This is a genomic window from Agathobacter sp. LCP21S3_B2 (assembly GCF_052118705.1).
Lineage (GTDB): Bacteria > Bacillota > Clostridia > Lachnospirales > Lachnospiraceae > Roseburia.
This window is the reverse complement of the sequence record NZ_JBQKGQ010000001.1, coordinates 138600-159605: the sequence shown is the minus strand read 5'-3', so window position 1 is coordinate 159605 and position 21006 is coordinate 138600. Positions and strand designations below refer to the sequence as shown.

The following is a 21006-nucleotide window of genomic DNA, read 5'->3' as shown; positions in this document are numbered from 1 at the left end:
CTAAACCTACAAATCACATATTTTTTTAAGCTCATTATATTTCTCAACCGACTGATCATAGTCTGCCTTTTGAACTGCCATTTTAAGCTTAAGCGCGAGAACCTTTATATCCTTTGGTGCCTGTGATGTAAGCCGCTTTATTGAATCCGCAAACATCTCTGCCTTCTCCCAGTTATCCATTTCAAGACAGAGAATGAGCTTCGACATATGAGTTTTCATTTCTGATATATTGTCCTTGCTGCCATACTCATAGGTCTTTGAAAGCTCTTCATCAGTTTCAAAGACCTCCCTTATATTTTTAGCATACTTGTTTTCTGTGAGCTTTATATCGTTTTCTTCATCAACAGACTCAACCCAGATTGAAAATGAAAACATGGTACCCTTGTTCGGTTCACTGTCCACAGTAATATGTCCTCCCATAAGGTCCACGAGCTGCTTTGCAATGTTCAATCCCAGTCCTGTTCCTCCATATCTTCTTGACACAGAAGCATCCACCTGCGAAAAGCTTTTAAACAGCTTATCCATATCCGATTTTGCTATGCCAATGCCTGTATCCAGTACTATAAAAAAAAGCTCAATTCTGTTTTTTTCCTTCGCAGTCATCAGAATCTCAAGTGAAACTTTTCCCACATGAGTAAATTTACAGGCATTTGAAAGCAGGTTATTAAGTATCTGCGTTATGCGAAGCTCATCTCCGATAACAGCCTCAGGAATCTCAGGTGATATTGTAACAAAAAATTCAAGTCCCTTTTCAGTAATCCTTGGCATATGAGTCGATTTCACAAAATCAACCATTTTTCTAAAATTAAACTTGCGCTTTTCCAATGTAAACTTGCCAGCATTGAGCTTAGAAAAATCCAAAATCCCATTTATCAGCTCATTCATCGCGTTGCAGCTTCTTTTTATTGTATTGAGCGCATCTATTTTACCGGAGTCAGTTTCATTCTCAAGCAAAATATTTATATTTCCCAAAATCCCATTGACCGGTGTGCGCAGCTCATGTGTTACATTAGCAACAAACTCTGTCTTTACCTGTTCATTGGCAGCCACCTCCATTTTAGCTGTCTCGGCTGCTTTTTCAAGCGCATACTGGTCAGATATATTTCTTATCATCAAAACATATGGTGATACATCACTGTCTGTCTTTATCGCCTTAACCAAGGCTCTGAAACATGTCTGATTCTTGCGGTATATCATCATTTCTCTTGCCACACCATCAAAAATGAGCTCTGATATATCTCCGTTTTGGAAAATAAACACAATAGATGTACCTATTGCATTGTCATCAAGCTGCAGCTCTTTTTTGGCCATCTCATTAATCTTGCATATACAATTATCATTATCAAATGCCAGAAAAATCTCTATGGCATTATCTATTATCAGTTCAAATACATCTTTATTTTCCATTTAATGAACCACCATGTTAAATAGTACAATTATACTACATCATATTTCTATTCTAATACTTATGTCATGTATTGTAAATCTTTTTTGAGTAAATTTAAGGAAAATTTAGTAGGTTTTGGAAAATATAAAAGAACCCGGCTTTATTTTAATAAATCCGGATTCTTTAGTCATATTATAATATACTAATCAAGCTTTACAAATATTGATGTTTCTTTCTTTAATGAATCGGCAATCTCATAGTTTTCATCCATCTTATGAGAAATATTATCCATATCCTCAACAATAAGCTGTGTACTGTCTGCTGCCGAAACAACTCCATTAACGCCCTCACTGATAGCATGTGAAATAGTATTGATAGATGCCGAAATTTCAGTCATGGACTTCTTGAGAGAATCTGTTTTATCCTTGAAATCTGTCATGGTTTCCTCTATATATGAAGCCTTATCCTTATACTCTCCTCCTGACTCTACGAAACGTTCAAATTCCGGGAGAATTGAGTCATTCATATATTCAACAAGGCCATTGGCATTTTCAGCAAGGTTATTAACCGCATTTGTAACAACACCATTGATACGCTGGATATTATTGGCAGCCTCCTGGCTGGCAGCCGCAAGCTGACTGATTTCCGTTGCAACCACAGCAAAGCCTTTTCCTGCTTCGCCTGCTCTTGCTGCCTCAATCGAAGCATTTAATGCAAGCAGATTTGTCTGACTCGCAATGTTTAGAATGTCATTTGTAAGTGTATTAACCTGCTTTACGCTGTTACTTTCTTCTATAGCCTGCTGTAAAACATCAAGAATCTCCCTTACCTTCTTGTCTGTAGACTCCATATTGGTACGGGCAACTGATTCCATTGACTGTGCATGAGTCTTCATTTCTTTCGTATAATCACTCAGTTCATCTGTTTTTTGTGCGATGGTCTCAACCTCTTTGGCTACACTTTCAGTGTTCTCATTGATAACAGAGGCATTTTCTGAAATATCCTGCATTGTAGCTGAAAGTTCCTCTGTAAGGGCTGAAAGGTCTGAAACACTGCTGTTGCTGGTCTGTACACTCTGTCGTACATCATCAACAACCCTTTCCATCCTGGCAGAGTTTGTAACCACAGCCTTAAAGATGGTCTGCAGCTTTGTCATAAATACATTTATTCCCTTTGCTACAGCGTCAACCTCGGCATTAGACATATATCCCACTCTCTGCGTAAGATCACCCTTTTTATTGTCAATATTTACAATAATTCCGTCAATCTCCTTCTGTGTCTTAGTAAGAGGCTTGATAACCATTGAAATGACAGAGATTACTACGGCTAAAAGTGCTGCAACACTGACAATTATTGTAATCACACATGTGACAACAGAAGTCCTATATGTGCTCTCAAGGCCTTGTCTTTCATTCTTAGTTTTCTCGGTCACGTTATCTCTCATCTGTGAAATAGCCTTTTCTATATTGTTTGTATATTTGGCTATCGAACCGTTTGCAACACTGTAGGCTTCTTCGCTTTTACCGGCGGCACTGAATGCCATTACGTTTCCGCATTCTTTGACAAGGCTTGTATAATTTTCACATATAATATTATAGTTTCTCTTTGTTTCAAGATTCACGTAAGGAGCATATTCATCCAACAGCTTTTTCATACTATCCTCATGCGTACGTACATCAGAGACAATATCTATCATAGATGATAAATCTGTGGATACGATATGTGACAAAGCCAGTGTATGCAAATCTAATGTCTCAAGCTCAATATCGTTTAATATCTGTGTTCCAACCATTGAACTGTCAACTATCTGCGAGGCCGCACTGTTGACCTTTGATAGATTTCTCAAGGACCATATACTTGATATCACACTGACAAAGCCAACTACAAATACAGGTATAAGTATCATTTTGGTACTGAGCTTTTTCCTACCCTTTTGCCCAACTGCCTTTTTGTTGGTTGTTTTTTTATTTACAGCTTTTTTCGCTATAACCTTTTTTGAATTTTTGTTACTCTTTGCCACAATTTTTTTACTTGCATTATTGTTAACATTTTTTTGTTCCATTATATTCACCCCTTTAATTTGCTGCTGATTTGGTGATTTCAGTAACAAGATTATCCATCATCTCCTGCAAATCCATATTGCTTGGATTACCCGCTGCCATATTCTCACCAAATTTCGTTGTGGCATCCCAGAAAGAATTACCTACTCTTTGAAGCTTACCGTACTGTGCCTGATCCATTACAGCAGCAATTGAAGGCACCTTTGCTACAGCATCATCTGCCGCTGCATTCTTATTTGCAGGGCCTGCATTTTTCTGTTCAAAGCGAAGCTTCTGATTATCCTCATTCGTAAACCACTCTGCAAGCTTGGTTGCCCATTCAGGATATTCCGTATAAGCATTTACTGCCATATATTTGTATCCCTTAAATGATGCCATCTGTACCTGCTGTCCTGCACAAGTGTATGTAGGAAGCTTCACTGCACCATAGCCATCGCCCCAGGCTTCCTGAATTGCTGTGGCATTCCAGCAGCCGCTGACTCCGGCAATCACGCTTCCGTCCTGTACTCCGGCAAGAAAATCTTTATCTGTGCAATTCTTAAATCCCGGCTTTGATGAAATATCAAGCATTGCCTGCGCAACATCCACACCTTTAATGCTTGTGATTATTGCATTCCAGTTACAATGATTTGTAACACCGTCATCGTTTACACCAAACTCAAGTCCGGTATTTCCGAAAAATGAATATAGATACCAGCCTGATGTCCAGTCCATTGTAAAATATTTGCCGTTTGTACCGGCAACATTGAGTATGCTGTCAAGTGTAGCAACGTCGTTGTCTGATAAATAATTTTTATTGTAATACAAAAAGTAGCCATTATCGGCTGTCATCGGATAAGCATACAGATTGCCTTCAATTGTTGCTGCCTCAACTGCGCCCTCATCACTCGCTGCTGTTATCTCATCAGCATTCGGTACCTGATAAAGTGCTCCACCTGCAACCATTGAATTGAGCTGGTCATCAGCGACCGGAAAAACATCTGCAGCTCCATGTACATTTCCCAGCAGATTATCTCTGGCATCGGCATCCTCAGCCTCCTCAACTGTGATATTAAACTTTGTACCGCTGTTTGCCGCCTTAAAGCTGTCTATCATCTGATTTACTAAATCCATATCAGAAGAAGACGACCATACCCTAAGCTTCACCTCTTTATTCTTATCAGTGTCTGTTTTATCAGTCTTTGATGCCTGTATCTCAGTTGTATCATCTTTAGATACCCCGCATCCGCCAAGCATTGTAAGTCCCATAGCAGCCACAAGTGCTGTAGCCATTAACCTCTTCATACAAAATACATCCTTTCAATTTTACTTATTTCAATATATTAGTATAATATCTTAGTATAATATTACCATAGTTTTACAAAAAAAAATAGACCCAATTTGCATTTTTCACAAATTAAGGTCCATTTTTTAATTAATTGCATATTTATTTACTAAATAAGCAAATACTACTTAATCATATCTGAAAGTGCAGCCTTCACAGCAGCAATAGCATCAGGAATACCTGCCGGGTTCTTTCCTCCGGCCTGAGCCATGTTAGGGCGTCCACCGCCGCCACCGCCTACCTTTGAAGCGATTGCCTTAATGAGGTTTCCGGCATGTGCACCGCTCTTTATAGCAGCATCTGTTGCCATAGCAACAAGATTTACCTTGCCTTCATTTGAAGAAGCGAGCACAATAACTCCCTCGCCAAGCTTTTCCTTGAGGGAATCTCCAAGATCACGCAGTCCGTTCATATCAACGCCGTCAACACTTGTTGCAAGAAGCTTGATGCCGTTTACATCAACTACCTGATCCATAACATCGCCGAGCGCATCCTTTGCGGCCTTGCTCTTAAGAGACTCATTCTCACTCTGAAGTGACTTCATCTCAGCCATCAGGTGCTCAAGTCTCTCTTTGAGGTTGGCAGGAGTTGATTTAACAACCTTGGCAGCCTCCTCAAGCTCTTTCTCCATATTGCTGTAGTAAGCGAACACATTGTCGCCTGTGATAGCCTCGATACGTCTTACGCCTGCAGCTACACCGCTCTCTGAAAGAATCTTGAATACCTTGATATCAGATGTATTCTTTACATGTGTACCACCGCAGAACTCCTTAGAAAAATCGCCCATTGATACGACACGTACCTTTTCACCGTATTTCTCGCCGAAAAGAGCCATGGCACCTGTCTTTTTAGCCTCATCGACAGTCATGATATCTGTGCGAACTTCAATAGCTTCGTTGATTTTCTCGTTTACGATATCCTCAACCCTTTTAAGCTCCTCAGCAGTCATAGCTGAAAAATGAGAGAAATCAAAACGTGTTCTCTCAGCGTCCTGATAAGAACCCGCCTGCTCTACATGTGTGCCGAGTACCTCACGCAGTGCCTTCTGAAGCAGATGAGTGGCAGAGTGATTTCTGCATGTGTTTGTTCTTGTTTTTGTATCAACAGAAAGTGTAGCCTTCTCGCCTGTGCGGATCATGCCCTCTGACACATAACCTACATGTGCATATCTGTTGCCGACTACCTTTACAGTATCCTCAACAACAAATGTACCGCTCTCTGTCTTTATGATACCCTTGTCACCCTGCTGACCACCCATTGTGGCATAGAAAGGCGTGTTAGGTACAATTACAGAGCCCTTATCACCATCTGAAAGAGCCTCAACAATATCATCCGATGTGGTAAGGAAAGCAATCTCAGCTGTGTCAGTAAGCTTATCATAGCCTGTGAACTCTGTAGTAATTTCAGAATCTATATCATTGTAAACATTGGCATCAGCACCCATATAGTTTGTTTCCTTGCGGGCTCCTCTTGCCTTCTGCCTCTGAGCCTCCATACAGCTCTCAAAGCCAGCCTCATCATATGTGAAGCCCTTCTCCTCGAGAATCTCTGCCGTGAGGTCTACAGGGAAGCCGTATGTATCGGAAAGCTTGAATGCATCCTCTCCTGAGAGAACCTTGACGCCGTCAGCCTTCATGCGTTCTTCCATATCTGCAAGGATACCAAGTCCCTGGTCGATGGTCTTTGCGAACTTCTCCTCCTCCTGAGTGAGTACCTTAAGGATGAAATCCTTTCTCTCCTCAAGCTCCGGATAACCGTCCTTACTCTCATCGATGACAACCTGTGCGATTTTGCCAAGGAATGCTCCCTGTATGCCAAGTGTACGTCCGTGCATAGCGGCACGTCTGATGATACGGCGAAGCACATATCCTCTGCCCTCGTTAGATGGCATAACTCCGTCAGAGATAAGGAATGTAGACGAACGGATATGGTCTGTGATAAGACGGATAGAAACATCGTCCATCTCATCGACATGGTATTTCTTGCCTGAAAGCCCGCAGACCTTGTCGCGGATAGCCTTCATGGTATCAATGTCGAATACCGAATCAACATCCTGCATTACAACAGCAAGACGCTCAAGTCCCATACCTGTATCAATGTTCTTGTGCTCAAGTTCAGTGTATCCACCGTGTCCGTCACCGTTAAACTGTGTGAATACGTTGTTCCACACCTCCATGAAACGGTCACAGTCACAGCCTACCTTACAATCAGGCTTGCCACAGCCGTACTTCTCACCGCGGTCGTAGTAAATCTCAGAGCAAGGACCGCAAGGACCTGCGCCATGCTCCCAGAAGTTGTCACACTCACCGGTCTTTGGATCTCTGTAGAAACGTGTAATACGATCTCCAGGCACCCCTACTTCCTTGGTCCAGATATCAAATGCCTCATCATCCTCACCGTAGATGGAAGGATAAAGCCTGTCCTTCTCAAGACCGAGCACCTCTGTCAAAAACTCCCATGACCATGCGATTGCCTCATGCTTGAAATAATCGCCAAATGAGAAGTTTCCGAGCATCTCAAAAAATGTAAGATGACGCGCTGTCTTACCTACATTCTCAATATCACCTGTTCTGACGCACTTCTGACATGTAGTCACACGACGTCTCGGTGGAACCTCCTGTCCTGTGAAATATGGTTTAAGCGGTGCCATACCTGCATTAATAAGAAGCAGACTGTTGTCATTGTGAGGCACCAGTGAAAAACTCTTCATTGCGAGATGTCCCTTGCTCTCAAAGAACTCAAGGTACATACGACGTAATTCGTTAACGCCATAACTCTTCTTCATTACTTGAATCTCCTATTCTTTTGTCTTTGCGTCCTTCATTTTACGAAGCTTTACCCCTATTAGTGCTCCGCAAAGGCCTATGGCCGCCAAAACAATCATAATAATAACATATTGTGCTACACACATGAAAAAGTCCCCCATAATTACCCTCCTAAAATTTATTGAACTAATTTATTATAAATGAATTTGTGAAATAATTCAATAGTTCTCTCCAAAAGCGAACGTCTGATTTTCACGTTCAATCTCAATAACCCTGTCAGCCTTGTCCTTATTGCTGAGTCTCTTCTTGTATTCAATGATACCGCTGTAGTCCTGCCACATGTGCATAGGGAAAACAAACTCTGCCGAGGTATTTTGTAAAAAGAAATCAAAACCCTTGAACTGATACTCCATAAGCTTTGGATCCATCGGGAAAAATGCCACGTTTATTGGTTTTTCCGAAAGCTTTTTTATCTCATGTCTGAAGGCTCTGCGCACTCTGCCGTTTATCAGATCGCCTGCGCCATCCCACTCCCAGTCGTTTAAATCACCGGCATGAAACAGGCTCACTCCGTTAGAAGTGACGTAAAACGCCACACCGGCATCGGTAGATCTAAGTGTCATTATGTCCATATCATCCACATGATATGTATTGTCAGGTGAAACAAATGTCACTCTGTCCCTCACAGTCGGATCAATGCCATGCTTTGACAGAAAATGCGGACTGATACGGATATCCTTTGAAAAAATATAATGTATATTTGAATATTTACCAGCCAGACGCAAAATATCCATATCATAATGATCCTTATGGCTGTGGCTTGCAAACATATAGATTTTTGTATCCGGCTCATACGACGGCAGCTTTCCTGTAAAATGCATACCCTCTACCTTGTTTCCATCAAAATAATCGAATATAAGTACCTTATCATCCAGCTCCACAAGAAAACAGCTGTGATGTATAAAAATTATCTGCATAAATTTCCCACCTTCTTTATTAATCCAAAAGATACCTGTCAATTGTTTCATGAAGCTCTTTTGGTTTCGTATCCTTTAAAATATATCCCTCCGGTTTCAGACTTACTATATTCTGAACAGTATGCAAATCTTTTTTTCCTGTCAGAAATACAATCGGAATATCTTTGAAATCATTGTCTTCTCTTATCATCTGCATAACCTGAGCACCATTAACAATCGGCATCTCATAATCCAGCAGTATCAGATCCGGCCGTCTTAATGTCAGGAATTTTATAGCCATTGCAGCGGAATTTACCAAAACGACCTCATATTTATCTTCAAGTAATGCTTTCATTTTTCTTAAAAGGACCCCTGAATCATCTATGCACAGGATTGTTTTTCTTTTATTGCTGTAAAATATATCAAGCTGAACAACAATATTTTTGGCAATATCCAATACCTTGATAGGACGTACAAATGAGGTAATCACCATATTCTTTGGCACAATTTTCCAAAGCATATCAAGCTCTTCCGCATTTCCAATGGCAAATAACGGTATATGAGCTTTTATAGCCATATCCACAAACACCTTTAAATTAACACTGTTTCTCAAAAGCTGTTTCCCGGTAAAAATAATATATGCATACATTTTTTCTTCTGTTATGTGTATACTGGCATCCGAAACATCAACCACCTCTGCTTGAACACCACTGTCACGAAATGCATTCTCAAAGGATCTTGCCAGATAACTCAAATCTTCCATTATTATTTGTATTTTTTTATTATCCGAACTCATAATTCATTCTCCGCATATCCTATTTTAAACAATCAATCATTTCTTTGGTCATTCTCATAATATCCTCCATGGCAACATCATCCACATACAATCGGAGTTTTTCTTGCATCCCGCATATATTATCGGGCATGTAAAAATTATCAAGCTCTTTCATACACTCATCCATTCCATCAATATCGAACGCATCCACACAATCGTGAAGTCTTTTAAGCACTCCGATTATTTCATCCGCAGAGACTTTAGCCTTTGTCTTATCACTTTCGTCTATATATTCTGCAAGTATAGGCTTTAGGGCTTTATATTTATCAATTAAATCCGGCGTTTTGTTTTCCAGTGCTTCAACATCACCAGTTCTTCCAAGCCTTTCAAGCTCCTTTGCCATCTCCGAAAGGTCAATTGCCCCGACAAGCAGGGCCGAACTCTTTAACGCGTGAACCTCTATCACATAATCATTGATAAGGTCTTCCTTTAACAATTGGCAAAGTTTAACCGACTTGCTGTCAATTGACCTGTAAAATGTAGGTACAAGCTTTTTAAAATTCTCCCTGGAGCCACAGTTCTTTACAGCAATCTCATAAGAGAAAGTCTTATTTTGTGATTTATTATCTTGTTTATCATGATGCTCATCATATATTTTTTTCTGATCTGATGTACTTTCAACGCCTGCAAGTATATTTTTAGCATCCTGCTTTGACAATCTGTGTATCTTCTCTGCCGGCAGCCATTTGAGAAACTGCTCACATATAACACAAAAATCAATAGGCTTTGCCACAAAGCCATTCATTCCGGCCTGTTCAAAATCATTCCTTGCATCGACCATCGCATTAGCTGTCAGTGCTATGATCGGAAGCTTTTTATATTTATCTCCGCCGAGCTTACGAATCGCAATTGTTGCCTCTATACCGTCCATCACAGGCATCATATGATCCATTAAAACCATATCATAATCGTTCATTTGAACCATTTCAAGTGCCTGCCTGCCATCATCCGCAGTATCTATGTGAAACTGCAGTGGTTTGAGAAGTTCCTGGGCTACAAACTGATTTGGCTTATTATCATCAACAAGTAAAACTCTCGCCTCAGGTGCAGTAAACATATTATCAATTTCTTTTGCGATTGTGCTGTTTTCATCCATATCATGCACTGTCTGTGAAATAGGTGTCGCATCTACGACATCCTGTAAAACAGTAAAACTGAACTCACTGCCCTTTCCATATTCACTCTCAACCGCAATGCTTCCCCCCATCAGCTTCACAAGATTCTTGCAGATAACAAGTCCAAGACCTGAGCCTTCTATCTTTCTGTTTCTCTTCAAATCGACGCGTTGAAAAGAATTAAAAAGCTTCTTTTGATCCTCTTCTTTTATTCCTATACCTGTGTCCTTGACTGAAAATAAAAGATTTACTCTCTCTGCATTGCATTCCTGTATTTTTACAGAAAATTTAATAGAACCTTTTTCAGTATATTTGATTGCATTGTTAATAAGATTCATGACAATCTGACGTATACGCCCCGGATCTCCACAAAGTGTACATGGTATATCATCCGAAATATCATAAATAAGCTCAACCGGTTTTTTTTCTACAAGATTCTGCATGGTCACCTTAAGATCGTGAAACAAAGAGAACACACTGTAATTTTCGTTAACAAGCTGCAGCTTTCCCGATTCTATCTTAGAATAATCAAGCACATCATTAATAATATTTAACAATGACTGACCTGAACGGTAAATATTATTCAGATACTCTTTTTCCTTTTTTTCATGGCTTGAACGAAGCATCACCTCGGTCATTCCTATAATTGAATTCATAGGTGTTCTGATTTCATGAGATATATTTGACACAAATGCCGACTTTGCCTGATTTGCAACCTCGGCCTGTTCGACCAGTCTTTTCATCTTGTTATTCTGCTCTATAAGACTTGTAATATCAAAAATCGTCAGCATATATCCCTGTATAATCCCATCATTTTTAAGCGCTATCTCCTCTACCTGATAATGATGCTCAAGCCAGTCAAAATGCCCATCCTTAGTATTAATTCTATTATATAAGTCTTTTTTACTGAGGTTTTCCGTTTTTTTCATACTAAGAAGAATTAGCTGCGCCATCGGATTGCAATAGAGTATATTTCTCACATCATCTGTAACAATAATTCCCTCTTTGAGCTGCTCAATAACATGTCTTTTAGCTGTTCTGACAGGGTCAAATAATCCATATCGTACAACAGAAATACTTGTAAAAACACAGGCTAACAGCATACCTATCGGTGTTGGATCATCGCCCTTAAACAGTCCAAACACTCTTGTCAAAAGCAAAAACAATGGTGCTATCATTGCAGCGATAAGCAGCACATGCAGCATCAGTCTATGTGGCATGCTTCGTTTAGACAGGTACGAAGATACTATAATGGCAACAGACACTACTGTTTCTGTCAAAATAAATAACATATAAACATAATACAACGGTGCCGGCTCTATTTCCAGACTATATCCACCCACTATTAGATTTGACGGCTTCAAATAATATGACTTATAATAAAGTGTATGGTAATTCAACGTTACAATAATAATATAAAATGCAATATTAATAAAGAGCACTATATGCATCAACCATCTAGGTGGTTTTATATTTCTCCACCTCATAAGGAAGGTCAGTATACAGTAATTTGCAAAACATTTTCCCAGATACTCTATTTTGCCTATCGCAACAAGTGTTTCCTCTGAACCACCCAGTATATATATACATCTTGACATAAGTGCAACGAGACAGCATGCCACAGAAATAAGCAATGCACTCTTATAATCTGTCTCATCCTTTTCAGCTACCAACAGTAACAGATATATCGTTACGCACACGCCGAAAATATGTATTCCCAACCATATATATGCAGCCATAAGTATTCCTCACAAAAATATATATTTCAAATGCACGCAGCTAATGTACCCAACAGCCGCACTACGCACTAGTACTTCAATACCATTATGCAATCTTTATCTATTTAAGTCAACCAAAAATTTTCGTAAAACTTCGCGACACTTATGTCACTGCTTCTACTTAAGCGCGACACCACGCTTTCAAGCTATGCGCCACAGGGAAAATTACAGCCATATTACAGCTTGTCCGAATCTAATACAATTGTGAACGGCCCGTCATTCTCCAGCTCTATCTTCATGTCAGCTCCAAATACTCCTCTTTGAACTCCGGCAACTTTCTTCTCGCACTCGCTGATACAATATTCATACAGCTCGTTTGCCATATCAGGACTGCCAGCCTCCACAAAAGATGGACGATTGCCCTTCTTACAGTTTGCATAAAGCGTAAACTGCGATATAAGAAGCAGCTTTCCGTTTACATCATTTATCGAAAGATTTGTCTTATCATTCTCATCGGCAAAAATTCTCATATTTACCAGCTTTTTAATCATCTTATCAGCAATCTCTTTAGTATCTGTCTCTGCTACACCTATTAAAACGCACAGCCCTTTTTCTATGCTACCGGTTATATTTCCATCTATAGTGCATTTTGCATGATTTACACGCTGTATTACAAATCTCATTATTATGTAGTCTCCTTAAATCCGTTATTTACCTGTTATAAATCGGACATAATTATATTATTACAATTAATATTGGCATATGGTTTTACTACCATTTTTATCCAACAATAACCATATTATTCTAAACCATATTTATAAAATAAACAAGTCTGGCCGTGACATTTTCGCCAGACCATTTTTACCGGATTTTTTAGTTGTATTATAACAGCCCTAAACTTAATTTCGGTCTTTTATGAATTATATTGTCAAGAAAGATACTATTATGTTAAAATCATGAATATAAAATCTCTATAAACCATTATCGTATTAAACCATAAGGAGGATACTTATGAACTACAATATCGAGGGAGAGCCATTACCGGTTGTAATCTGCAACCTTGAAGCAAACGAGACTATGATTACCGAAAAAGGTGCCATGTCGTGGATGACGCCAAACATGAAGATGGAGACCACATCAAATGGAGGCATCGGCAAAATGTTTGGCCGCGCTTTTTCCGGTGAGAGCATGTTTCAAAACCGCTACACATCTATGGGTGGTCCGGGAATGATAGCATTTGCATCATGCTTTCCAGGATGTATCAGACCATTTCAGATTGCACCGGGACAGGAAATAATTGCTCAGAAATCAGCATTTCTTGCTTCAACCTCCGGAGTTGAGCTGTCCGTATTTTTCCAAAAAAGAATAGGAGCCGGTTTCTTTGGCGGTGAGGGCTTTATCATGCAGCGTCTGTCCGGAAATGGATTGGTATTTTTAGAGTTTGACGGCTATATAAAGGAATATGAGCTTGCACCCGGTCAGCAGCTGGTGATTGATACCGGCTATTTAGCAGCCATGACAGGAAACTGCCAGCTTGAGATTCAGACTGTCCCTGGTATCAAAAATGCCGTATTCGGCGGCGAGGGCTTGTTCAACACAGTTGTCACCGGTCCAGGTCATGTATGGCTCCAGAGTATGCCGGTTTCCCAGCTTGCAGGTGCTATCAGACCTTTTATTCCAACAGGCAACTAAACATATGGCATGTGGTGTGTAAATAACAGGATAATTCCTAACCATTTACAACCAAATCACAATCAAAGGCATAAGAGAAATAATAATCTATCAAATAAAACAGGACTGTCACTATTCAGGCAGTCCTGTTTTACACTTTGTACTGACTTGTCTAAGCCATACCATTTGCAGTCTTGTACTTCCAGAGCATCTCAGCGTGATTCTGCTCTTCTATCTGTATATCTGCCAATAGCTTTCTGATATCCGAATTTCCGAATACAAATACATCGGAATTGTACTCGCCGGATACTAACTTTTCTGTTCCTATACAGTCTGTAGCCAGATAACAGTCAGCTTTCTTGTCCTCAGAATTGCCAAGCGAATCGTATGTTGCAGCAGGGTTATAATTCTTCCCCTTAGAATCATTGCAGTCAACTGACGGAACCTTTCCCTTAATCACCTGATCCAAAGAGTCAAAATGCTTTTGCTCATCCTTTGCTATTTCTTCAAAAAGTTCCTTAAGCACCGGATCCTTTGCCTGATTGCTGTATTTGGTATACTTCTCTATGCATGCCTGTTCCTGTGTTTTTAAGTCCTCAATAGCGTTTGTTTCTTTTTCTGTTAGAATCATTTAATAGACACCTCCTGTCAGCATTATTATGTACAAAGATGTAAATTATATTTATGATTACAGTATTTATTTATAATGAGTCTGCCTGAAATTAGACTTAAGATACATAAAATAACTTTACATAGCACATCATAACTTCATACTCAGAATAAAAAACAAAAATAACATTAGCTATTAAGAATAATTTCAAAGGGTAATTACAAATAACAAATGAATTTAAAAATCAATTAAAACAAACATCAAATAAAACAAAGAGCAAATAAACCAAGCATCAATTAGGAGGACTATTCATGAATAATACAAGGATATATAATGCCAATACACATAATACTGACCAGAATATCTACAGCCGGCAAAACTTTAAGCAGCATCATACCAATCAACCCAACACCTGTAGCATATCAGATGATAAAACCGACTGCAGCCGCCAAAGTGCCTTCTGCGATGGCACAAACTATGCCGATTTACCTCTTGGATGTGTATGCGAAGGAACCGAAGTCAGAAACAGTGCTGATGAAAATATCAAAATATACAATATAAAACACTCTCATCAGCCTATTTAGACAGCTCCCAGAATGCCACTGCACTTGCAGCAGCCACATTTAACGAATCCACGCCATGTGACATAGGTATTTTTACGGTGTAGTCGCAGGAGGCAATTGTCTGCTCATGAAGACCATCTCCCTCAGTGCCGAGCACTATTGCAAGTCTTTCCTCTGAGTGAAGTATAGGATCATCTATCCCCACAGAATCATCAGTCAGAGCCATAGCACAAGTCTTAAATCCAAGCTTATGAAGCAGCTCAATATTGTATTTATAAACACTGCTATTTCGGTCACTGCAATTTTGGTCACGGCTATCACACTTATCATGCAGTGAAGCATCTGAAAAAGTATTGTCACTGCCGAAATTGTACCTGGGAAAATATGCCCACGGCACCTGAAACACAGTTCCCATGCTCACCCTTATCGCACGCCTGTACAAGGGATTACTGCAGGCACAAGTGAGCAGCACAGCATCCATATGCAGTGCTGCCGCTGACCTGAATATAGCTCCTACATTGGTTGGATTTACCACATCCTCAAGCACAGCAACTCTTCTTGCATCCCTGCACACCTCTTCTACGGTTCTTGGCTTAGGTCTGTACATAGCACAGAGTGTGCCTCTGGTCAAAGCAAAGCCTGTCAGCTTTGTAAGCAAATCAAACTCCGCAGTATATACAGGTATATTCTGACATCTTTCAATAATGCCTCTTGCCTCGCCATTTACATGCTTTGTCTCCATAAGAAGAGAAACCGGTTCACATCCCGCATCAAGCGCCCTCTCTATCACCTTGGGACTTTCAGCTATAAACATCCCCTCTTTTGGATTGGCTCTGTTTAAAAGCTGATTCTCCGTTAATCTGGCATACACATCCAGATTAGGATCCATAAAATCTGTAATTGTGATTATATTGTCAGCCATATAATCAATCCTCCCTTAGATGTACTACCCTGGCTGCCGCACGACGCCTGCTGTCCTCCTGGGCAGCATAATGCTTACGTGTGGTATTTACATCCTTGTGCCCAAGAACATCTGCCACAAGATAGATATCGCCTGTTTCCTGATAAAGTGTGGTGCCATACGTACTTCGAAGCTTATGAGGGGTAATATTCTTAACGGTTGTTACGAGCCTAGAATACTTTTTTACCAGATTCTCAACAGAGCGTACAGATATACGCTTCCTCTGTAAAGAGAGAAAAAGCGCATTAGCATGTCCCTCAGCAGGTGTAATGATGCTTCTCTCCTCCCAGTACGAAAGAAGTGCATCACGTACCTCATCACCAAAATAAACAATCACATCGGCACCACCCTTTCGGTGCACCTTGATTCCGTTGTTCTTGAAATCCACATCATCCATATCCAGCCCCACACACTCAGATACACGGATGCCGGTTCCAAGAAGCAATGTCATAAGCGCCAGGTCACGTACCTTTGTTTTCTCATGGAAACGCTGCTGATTCTTGGACAGACTGTCTCCTGACTCAACCTCATCAAGAAGCTGTGCGACCTCATCCGTATCAAGACGAATGATATTCTTCTCATGTATTTTGGGAAGGGTTACCTTGCTCGCAGGATTGGTATCTATAAACTCTTTCCTGAAATAAAAATTATAAAAGGTGCGCAGTGATGCAAGCTTTCTCTTGATTCCTCTCTCATCATTGGTATGTACGACACCATCTTTCTCATAATACTTGAGATAAAACAGGTATTCCTCAATATCGGAAGGGCTGATCTGATCCAGCAATGATATAGGATAGTCCCTTATATCATATTTCTTAAGTGATGGATTGGCACTCTTCATGTACTCGAAAAAGGTCTGTAGATCATATGCATACGCTATCTTGGTTCTTGACGATTTATCCGCATCTATTCCGATAAAAAAATCCATGCAGAACTTTGGAAGCTTCTGTATCATATCTCTTAGCTTTAATTCATTTTTTATATTTACATCTTCGTAATAAGCTTTTTCTTTCATAATAATATTATAAAATAATCAAAGCTGACTCTAACCAAGTATTTCTTTGATTTTCTCCTCTATACGCTCCTTGACCAGTGCAGCTATATCCTTCGTCTTCATGTCCTTGTACTCATCATACTCAATAGGCTTTAAATAGTGAACCTGCGTTGTAACAGGGCCGAAATGAAAGCTATTGAACACCTTATATGAATCTATGAGAGCTATAGGAATAATAGGAACATGTGATTTCAATGCAATCTTAAAGCTTCCCGCTTTAAAATCCTGCACTTTATTCTTATTATTGAACTTATAGCCGCCCTCCGGAAACAGAACGTATCTCTTGCCGTTTTTCACATCCTTAGCTACCTCATTGATTATAGTAAGACCCTGCCTTGGATTATCTTTCTCTAAACGCTTTGCCTGAACCAGATCCACAAATTCCCTGACAAGCATTGTATGAGACTTCTGCTTATCCATAACAAACGACAGTACTCTGTCATGTGTAGTAATAATCCCCAATAAATCATACTTTCCCTGATGGTTGGGATACATGATATATCCACCTGTTTCAGGAAGTTTCTCAAGACCATATGCCTCTGTTGTAATCTTTCCTGATTTGTTCATCAAATCAATGCAGTGCCGCATCATATCATATCTCTCAGTTTCCGAATATTTCTGCGGATGATCAGCCATGTATCTCATTTTAGGAACAATATACGGCGCTCTGTGAAAATTTGCAAATATAACATAAAATAGTTTTAACATAAATATTCAATCTCCTGTTCAACGAAAGCGAATACAATAACGATATAGTCTACTTCGCTGCATCTGACCTATATTATATAAGAAACAGGAAATTTTAGCAAGATTGCATCACTTTATGTCCTGTGAATAATATGAAACAACTATATAATCGCCACTACGAACATTGCCATCTGTAAGGCTATTGAGCCTGCAGATCTCATCTACATAATCTCTTTTGCTCACCTGACTGTCGGCAATATATCTATCGGCAATGCTCCAGACAGTGTCACCCTCCTCAACCCTGACGCTGGTATAATACTTGTTATAAGGCCTGCTGTCACCGGAACTGGCAAAAATATGAATAGTGCCACACAATATAATGACAGCTGCTATAAATGCAACAGCAGTCCATCCAAACATTTTTCTTCTACCTGATAAAGTATTTCCTCTCATAAAACCACCTCTTGTATTTCCGAACATGTGTTTGTTGTTATTGTGGTTACATAATACATCTCGAACAATCGTTTGTCAATAGAAAAACGAACAAAATTTCGGAATATATGTTTGCGTTTGCTTGGGTTTTATGATATACTTTTTCTGAGATATAATTTTTATTTTTACAATCATTCATGGGGTGCAAAATTCCTTTTTCCCCATATCATTATATTATTTTAATATTCAGACGGAGGATTTGACTATGGCATTAGAAAAGATTTCAGACAAGCAGAAAGAGATACTGGAGTTTATCAAGAGTGAGATTTTAAACAGGGGCTATCCGCCATCAGTGCGTGATATCTGCGAAGGTGTACATTTAAAGTCCACATCCAGCGTCCATGCTCATCTCGAGACACTGGAGCGAAAGGGCTACATAAGAAGAGATCCTGCCAAAAACAGGGCTATAGAAATTATAGATGACAGCTTTGGTTTACAGCGCCGCGAGATGGTTAATGTCCCTCTGGTCGGTCGTGTAGCTGCAGGTGAGCCGATACTCGCAGTGGAAAATATCGAAACCTATTTTCCCGTTCCTGCTGAATATATGCCAAATAAGCAGTCATTTATGCTTAAAGTCAAGGGCGAGAGCATGATTAATGCCGGTATCTTCGACGGTGATAATATCCTCGTCGAGCAGCAGAGTTATGCTTCAAACGGAGACATGGTTGTAGCACTTATAGATGATTCCGCTACCGTAAAGACCTACTATAAAGAGAATGGTCACATTCGCCTCCAGCCGGAGAATGACACAATGGATCCAATCATAGTTCCTGAATGCGAAATACTTGGCAAAGTGTTTGGAGTATTCCGGTTCTTCTAATATAGCAAAAATATCGCACCCATATGCCATGCTAAACAGCACAGCATATGGGTGCGATATTTTAAATTACCTGTTTCGATTTATAATTCCTTAATCATAGAATGAATACTACAGTGAATGTACATCCACCACTTTTCCATCTCTCCATATTCTGTCGAGATCATAGAACTGTCTGTCTTCTTTAGAGAACAGATGCACAATAATATCCTGATAGTCCATGAGAATCCATGTAGAGTTGCCTGTTCCCTCTACCTGCTTCTGATGCACTCCGTTTGTATACATAGCCTCATCCACAGCATCCTCCATGGCTGTAAGCTGATTTGCATTGTTTCCGTTTGCAATGATAAAATAGTCTGCTATAGAAGAAACCTCTCCTATGTCGAGAACTGTGATATCCTCTGCCTTTTTGTCTTCAAGTGCTTCCACTATCTTTTTAACTAAATCGATTGTCTGCATAGCAGTTATTCCTCCCTGTTGTCTCTGTATTTTGCATAATAATTGTAAGTAATCTGGGTAGTCGGATCTATTGCCCCACTCTTTGTATTAAGAAAATTGATTGTATCATACAATATCTCTGCAACAGTCCTGTTGAGATCACAAAAGGCAAGCTTTCTTATCTCTTCAAGCCTAGGTGCTTCACATCTGTTTGGCTCAATATAATCTGCCACAAAGAGTATTTTGTCAAGGAGCCCCATATCTGCTTCTCCTGTAGTATGCACTCTTATGGCATGCAGTATCTGCGCATCCTTAATGCCATACTCTTCCTCAGCCAGCACCATGCCTGCCTTTGCATGTAACAGCCCCGGGTTTGATATCTCTACCTCTGTTATGTCTATATTTTTCTTTACACAGAGTCCGATTTTCTTTTCAGTCGAAAGACACTTGGCACAGTCATGAAGCAGGCCTGCAAGCATTGCCTTTTCTATCGAATAGCCGTTTGCCATGGCAAGACAGCCGGCAGTATACATCACTCCGAGCGTATGCTGATACCTTTGTTTATCAAGGCTCTTCTTTAGCTTTTTCTTTATTTCTTTTACTTCCATACTCTATCACCTGTATAAATTATTAGCCTGTATATATGACATAACTGCAGCATCCAGAAACATTTCCGCTCCTTTAGGACTCCTATACCCGTCTGCCTGCGACTTGGCACGTAACAAGCTCCTGACCTGCGTAGACGACACATCTATCCTGTCACAGCTCAAAAGTCTTATATCAGCAGGAAACAGATTTTTGATATGAGCAATCTTTTCCTCCATCTGCTGCTTTGGAAAATTTTCCCTCACCATAACAAGAATAATTGCTGTCCGGGCTATGACATCAGGTCTCATCCATGTTTCAAAATAGTCAAGCGAATCTCCACCCATGATGAAATACAGTTCATCCTCCGGATAAAGCGCCTTTAGCTTTTGGAGTGTCACATATGTATAGCTGGTGGACTCATCCTTTATCTCAATATCAGACACCTCAATGCCGGGCACTGCTTCTGATGCCAGCTTACACATATTGTACCGGTGACTAAATGCTGTCATTGCATTCTCAGTCTTGTTCGGCGAGTGACCTGACGGAACAAGCAGAATCCTGTCAAGAGAATACTCTTCCATCGCCTTTTGTGCCATGTATATATGACCTTTGTGTATCGGGTCAAATGCCCCACCAAAAATCCCTGTTTTCATGGCTTATTCCGGAAGCTTAATCTTTGGATTTTTCTTCGCAGGACGGTAAAAAATCATTTTTTTGCCTATTACCTTAACCACTGCAGAGTGTGTTCTCTCACCGATTACACTTGCAATCTCTCTTGGATCATCTATGCAGTTTTTAAGAACTGCAACCTTGATCAGCTCCCTCTTTTCAAGTGCTGCATCAAGAGCCTCGATGATTTCCGGAGTAAGCGATGCCTTTCCAATATTGAAAATAGGGTTAATTGTGCTTGCAAGGCTGCTTAAATATGCACGCTGTTTACTTGATAAATTCATATATACTCTTCT

Annotated in this window: 21 protein-coding genes; 3 read left to right on the top strand and 18 right to left on the bottom strand. The window is 40.0% G+C overall.

All coding sequences use genetic code 11. The features are described 5' to 3' along the window. Window positions 1-6: 6 nt before the first annotated feature. From ACTQ1L_RS00785 to dtd, 9 genes are all read right to left on the bottom strand, one after another. The gene (locus ACTQ1L_RS00785; RefSeq protein WP_441365089.1) at window positions 7-1407 is read right to left on the bottom strand and encodes an ATP-binding protein; all 1401 of its coding nucleotides are present in this window, start codon (window positions 1405-1407) and stop codon (window positions 7-9) included. Window positions 1408-1589: 182 nt separating this feature from the next. Then, entirely contained in the window at window positions 1590-3449 is a 1860-nt protein-coding gene (locus ACTQ1L_RS00780; RefSeq protein WP_441365088.1) for a methyl-accepting chemotaxis protein, read from the bottom strand. A gap of 13 nt (window positions 3450-3462) precedes the next feature. Further along, window positions 3463-4731, bottom strand: coding sequence for an extracellular solute-binding protein (locus tag ACTQ1L_RS00775; RefSeq protein ID WP_441365087.1), 1269 nt, complete (start codon window positions 4729-4731; stop codon window positions 3463-3465). A gap of 164 nt (window positions 4732-4895) precedes the next feature. Then, window positions 4896-7556 carry an alanine--tRNA ligase gene (gene alaS, locus ACTQ1L_RS00770; protein ID WP_441365086.1) on the bottom strand — a complete coding sequence of 887 codons (2661 nt, stop codon included), beginning with the start codon at window positions 7554-7556 and terminating at the stop codon, window positions 4896-4898. A 12-nt stretch (window positions 7557-7568) separates the two neighbouring features. Beyond that, window positions 7569-7697 (bottom strand): hypothetical protein, encoded by a 129-nt coding sequence (locus ACTQ1L_RS00765; protein ID WP_441365085.1) that lies wholly within the window; start codon window positions 7695-7697, stop codon window positions 7569-7571. A gap of 57 nt (window positions 7698-7754) precedes the next feature. Further along, the gene (locus ACTQ1L_RS00760) at window positions 7755-8513 is read right to left on the bottom strand and encodes an MBL fold metallo-hydrolase (RefSeq protein WP_441365084.1); all 759 of its coding nucleotides are present in this window, start codon (window positions 8511-8513) and stop codon (window positions 7755-7757) included. Window positions 8514-8532: 19 nt separating this feature from the next. Further along, window positions 8533-9288, bottom strand: a complete 756-nt coding sequence (locus tag ACTQ1L_RS00755; protein WP_321111721.1) for a response regulator — start codon at window positions 9286-9288, stop codon at window positions 8533-8535. A 19-nt stretch (window positions 9289-9307) separates the two neighbouring features. Next, window positions 9308-12181: an ATP-binding protein gene (locus ACTQ1L_RS00750; protein ID WP_441365083.1), complete on the bottom strand. Its 2874-nt coding sequence runs from the start codon at window positions 12179-12181 to the stop codon at window positions 9308-9310. A 215-nt stretch (window positions 12182-12396) separates the two neighbouring features. Then, the gene (dtd, locus tag ACTQ1L_RS00745; protein ID WP_321111718.1) at window positions 12397-12843 is read right to left on the bottom strand and encodes a D-aminoacyl-tRNA deacylase; all 447 of its coding nucleotides are present in this window, start codon (window positions 12841-12843) and stop codon (window positions 12397-12399) included. 328 nt (window positions 12844-13171) lie between these two features. Here dtd and ACTQ1L_RS00740 point away from each other — a divergent pair, with 328 nt between their 5' ends. Further along, complete coding sequence (locus ACTQ1L_RS00740) at window positions 13172-13852, top strand: TIGR00266 family protein (protein WP_321111717.1); 681 nt, start codon at window positions 13172-13174, stop codon at window positions 13850-13852. A gap of 151 nt (window positions 13853-14003) precedes the next feature. Here the strand turns inward: ACTQ1L_RS00740 and ACTQ1L_RS00735 are convergent, their stop codons facing one another. Continuing rightward, on the bottom strand, window positions 14004-14462 hold the full coding sequence (locus ACTQ1L_RS00735; RefSeq protein WP_321111716.1) for a ferritin-like domain-containing protein: 459 nt from the start codon (window positions 14460-14462) through the stop codon (window positions 14004-14006). A gap of 290 nt (window positions 14463-14752) precedes the next feature. Between ACTQ1L_RS00735 and ACTQ1L_RS00730 the strand changes: the two genes are divergently transcribed. Then, on the top strand, window positions 14753-15025 hold the full coding sequence (locus tag ACTQ1L_RS00730) for a hypothetical protein (RefSeq protein ID WP_441365082.1): 273 nt from the start codon (window positions 14753-14755) through the stop codon (window positions 15023-15025). Here ACTQ1L_RS00730 and ACTQ1L_RS00725 read toward each other — a convergent pair. The 4 genes from ACTQ1L_RS00725 to ACTQ1L_RS00710 form a co-directional block, all read right to left on the bottom strand. Continuing rightward, window positions 15018-15926: a TrmH family RNA methyltransferase gene (locus ACTQ1L_RS00725; protein WP_441365081.1), complete on the bottom strand. Its 909-nt coding sequence runs from the start codon at window positions 15924-15926 to the stop codon at window positions 15018-15020. The genes ACTQ1L_RS00730 and ACTQ1L_RS00725 overlap by 8 nt on opposite strands. Before the next feature lie 4 nt (window positions 15927-15930). Next, a complete protein-coding gene (locus ACTQ1L_RS00720) occupies window positions 15931-16980 on the bottom strand; it encodes a tyrosine-type recombinase/integrase (protein ID WP_441365080.1) in 1050 nt (349 codons plus the stop codon). Between the two features lie 30 nt (window positions 16981-17010). After that, on the bottom strand, window positions 17011-17727 hold the full coding sequence (locus ACTQ1L_RS00715; protein ID WP_321111712.1) for a lysophospholipid acyltransferase family protein: 717 nt from the start codon (window positions 17725-17727) through the stop codon (window positions 17011-17013). A gap of 108 nt (window positions 17728-17835) precedes the next feature. Continuing rightward, the gene (locus ACTQ1L_RS00710) at window positions 17836-18159 is read right to left on the bottom strand and encodes a LysM peptidoglycan-binding domain-containing protein (protein WP_041254041.1); all 324 of its coding nucleotides are present in this window, start codon (window positions 18157-18159) and stop codon (window positions 17836-17838) included. Between the two features lie 244 nt (window positions 18160-18403). Here ACTQ1L_RS00710 and lexA point away from each other — a divergent pair, with 244 nt between their 5' ends. Beyond that, window positions 18404-19018: a transcriptional repressor LexA gene (gene lexA, locus ACTQ1L_RS00705; RefSeq protein ID WP_321111710.1), complete on the top strand. Its 615-nt coding sequence runs from the start codon at window positions 18404-18406 to the stop codon at window positions 19016-19018. Between the two features lie 108 nt (window positions 19019-19126). Here lexA and rsfS read toward each other — a convergent pair whose 3' ends face one another. From rsfS to yhbY, 4 genes are read right to left on the bottom strand one after another with little or no spacing between them, the layout of a single operon-like run. Then, the gene (rsfS, locus tag ACTQ1L_RS00700; RefSeq protein WP_012742542.1) at window positions 19127-19474 is read right to left on the bottom strand and encodes a ribosome silencing factor; all 348 of its coding nucleotides are present in this window, start codon (window positions 19472-19474) and stop codon (window positions 19127-19129) included. Between the two features lie 5 nt (window positions 19475-19479). Continuing rightward, window positions 19480-20061 (bottom strand): bis(5'-nucleosyl)-tetraphosphatase (symmetrical) YqeK, encoded by a 582-nt coding sequence (gene yqeK, locus ACTQ1L_RS00695; RefSeq protein WP_173848506.1) that lies wholly within the window; start codon window positions 20059-20061, stop codon window positions 19480-19482. Between the two features lie 6 nt (window positions 20062-20067). Further along, on the bottom strand, window positions 20068-20694 hold the full coding sequence (gene nadD, locus ACTQ1L_RS00690; RefSeq protein WP_321111709.1) for a nicotinate-nucleotide adenylyltransferase: 627 nt from the start codon (window positions 20692-20694) through the stop codon (window positions 20068-20070). Window positions 20695-20697: 3 nt separating this feature from the next. Next, complete coding sequence (yhbY, locus tag ACTQ1L_RS00685) at window positions 20698-20994, bottom strand: ribosome assembly RNA-binding protein YhbY (RefSeq protein WP_012742539.1); 297 nt, start codon at window positions 20992-20994, stop codon at window positions 20698-20700. Window positions 20995-21006: the final 12 nt, after the last annotated feature.

Excerpts from the sequence above, each read along its gene's own strand:
- ACTQ1L_RS00785 (WP_441365089.1), bottom strand. The coding sequence starts at position 1,407 with ATGGAAAATAAAGATGTATTTGAACTGATAATAGATAATGCCATAGAG.
- ACTQ1L_RS00780 (WP_441365088.1), bottom strand. The coding sequence starts at position 3,449 with ATGGAACAAAAAAATGTTAACAATAATGCAAGTAAAAAAATTGTGGCA.
- ACTQ1L_RS00775 (WP_441365087.1), bottom strand. The coding sequence starts at position 4,731 with ATGAAGAGGTTAATGGCTACAGCACTTGTGGCTGCTATGGGACTTACA.
- alaS (WP_441365086.1), bottom strand. The coding sequence starts at position 7,556 with ATGAAGAAGAGTTATGGCGTTAACGAATTACGTCGTATGTACCTTGAG.
- ACTQ1L_RS00765 (WP_441365085.1), bottom strand. The coding sequence starts at position 7,697 with ATGGGGGACTTTTTCATGTGTGTAGCACAATATGTTATTATTATGATT.
- ACTQ1L_RS00760 (WP_441365084.1), bottom strand. The coding sequence starts at position 8,513 with ATGCAGATAATTTTTATACATCACAGCTGTTTTCTTGTGGAGCTGGAT.
- ACTQ1L_RS00755 (WP_321111721.1), bottom strand. The coding sequence starts at position 9,288 with ATGAGTTCGGATAATAAAAAAATACAAATAATAATGGAAGATTTGAGT.
- ACTQ1L_RS00750 (WP_441365083.1), bottom strand. The coding sequence starts at position 12,181 with ATGGCTGCATATATATGGTTGGGAATACATATTTTCGGCGTGTGCGTA.
- dtd (WP_321111718.1), bottom strand. The coding sequence starts at position 12,843 with ATGAGATTTGTAATACAGCGTGTAAATCATGCAAAATGCACTATAGAT.
- ACTQ1L_RS00740 (WP_321111717.1), top strand. The coding sequence starts at position 13,172 with ATGAACTACAATATCGAGGGAGAGCCATTACCGGTTGTAATCTGCAAC.
- ACTQ1L_RS00735 (WP_321111716.1), bottom strand. The coding sequence starts at position 14,462 with ATGATTCTAACAGAAAAAGAAACAAACGCTATTGAGGACTTAAAAACA.
- ACTQ1L_RS00730 (WP_441365082.1), top strand. The coding sequence starts at position 14,753 with ATGAATAATACAAGGATATATAATGCCAATACACATAATACTGACCAG.
- ACTQ1L_RS00725 (WP_441365081.1), bottom strand. The coding sequence starts at position 15,926 with ATGGCTGACAATATAATCACAATTACAGATTTTATGGATCCTAATCTG.
- ACTQ1L_RS00720 (WP_441365080.1), bottom strand. The coding sequence starts at position 16,980 with ATGAAAGAAAAAGCTTATTACGAAGATGTAAATATAAAAAATGAATTA.
- ACTQ1L_RS00715 (WP_321111712.1), bottom strand. The coding sequence starts at position 17,727 with ATGTTAAAACTATTTTATGTTATATTTGCAAATTTTCACAGAGCGCCG.
- ACTQ1L_RS00710 (WP_041254041.1), bottom strand. The coding sequence starts at position 18,159 with ATGAGAGGAAATACTTTATCAGGTAGAAGAAAAATGTTTGGATGGACT.
- lexA (WP_321111710.1), top strand. The coding sequence starts at position 18,404 with ATGGCATTAGAAAAGATTTCAGACAAGCAGAAAGAGATACTGGAGTTT.
- rsfS (WP_012742542.1), bottom strand. The coding sequence starts at position 19,474 with ATGCAGACAATCGATTTAGTTAAAAAGATAGTGGAAGCACTTGAAGAC.
- yqeK (WP_173848506.1), bottom strand. The coding sequence starts at position 20,061 with ATGGAAGTAAAAGAAATAAAGAAAAAGCTAAAGAAGAGCCTTGATAAA.
- nadD (WP_321111709.1), bottom strand. The coding sequence starts at position 20,694 with ATGAAAACAGGGATTTTTGGTGGGGCATTTGACCCGATACACAAAGGT.
- yhbY (WP_012742539.1), bottom strand. The coding sequence starts at position 20,994 with ATGAATTTATCAAGTAAACAGCGTGCATATTTAAGCAGCCTTGCAAGC.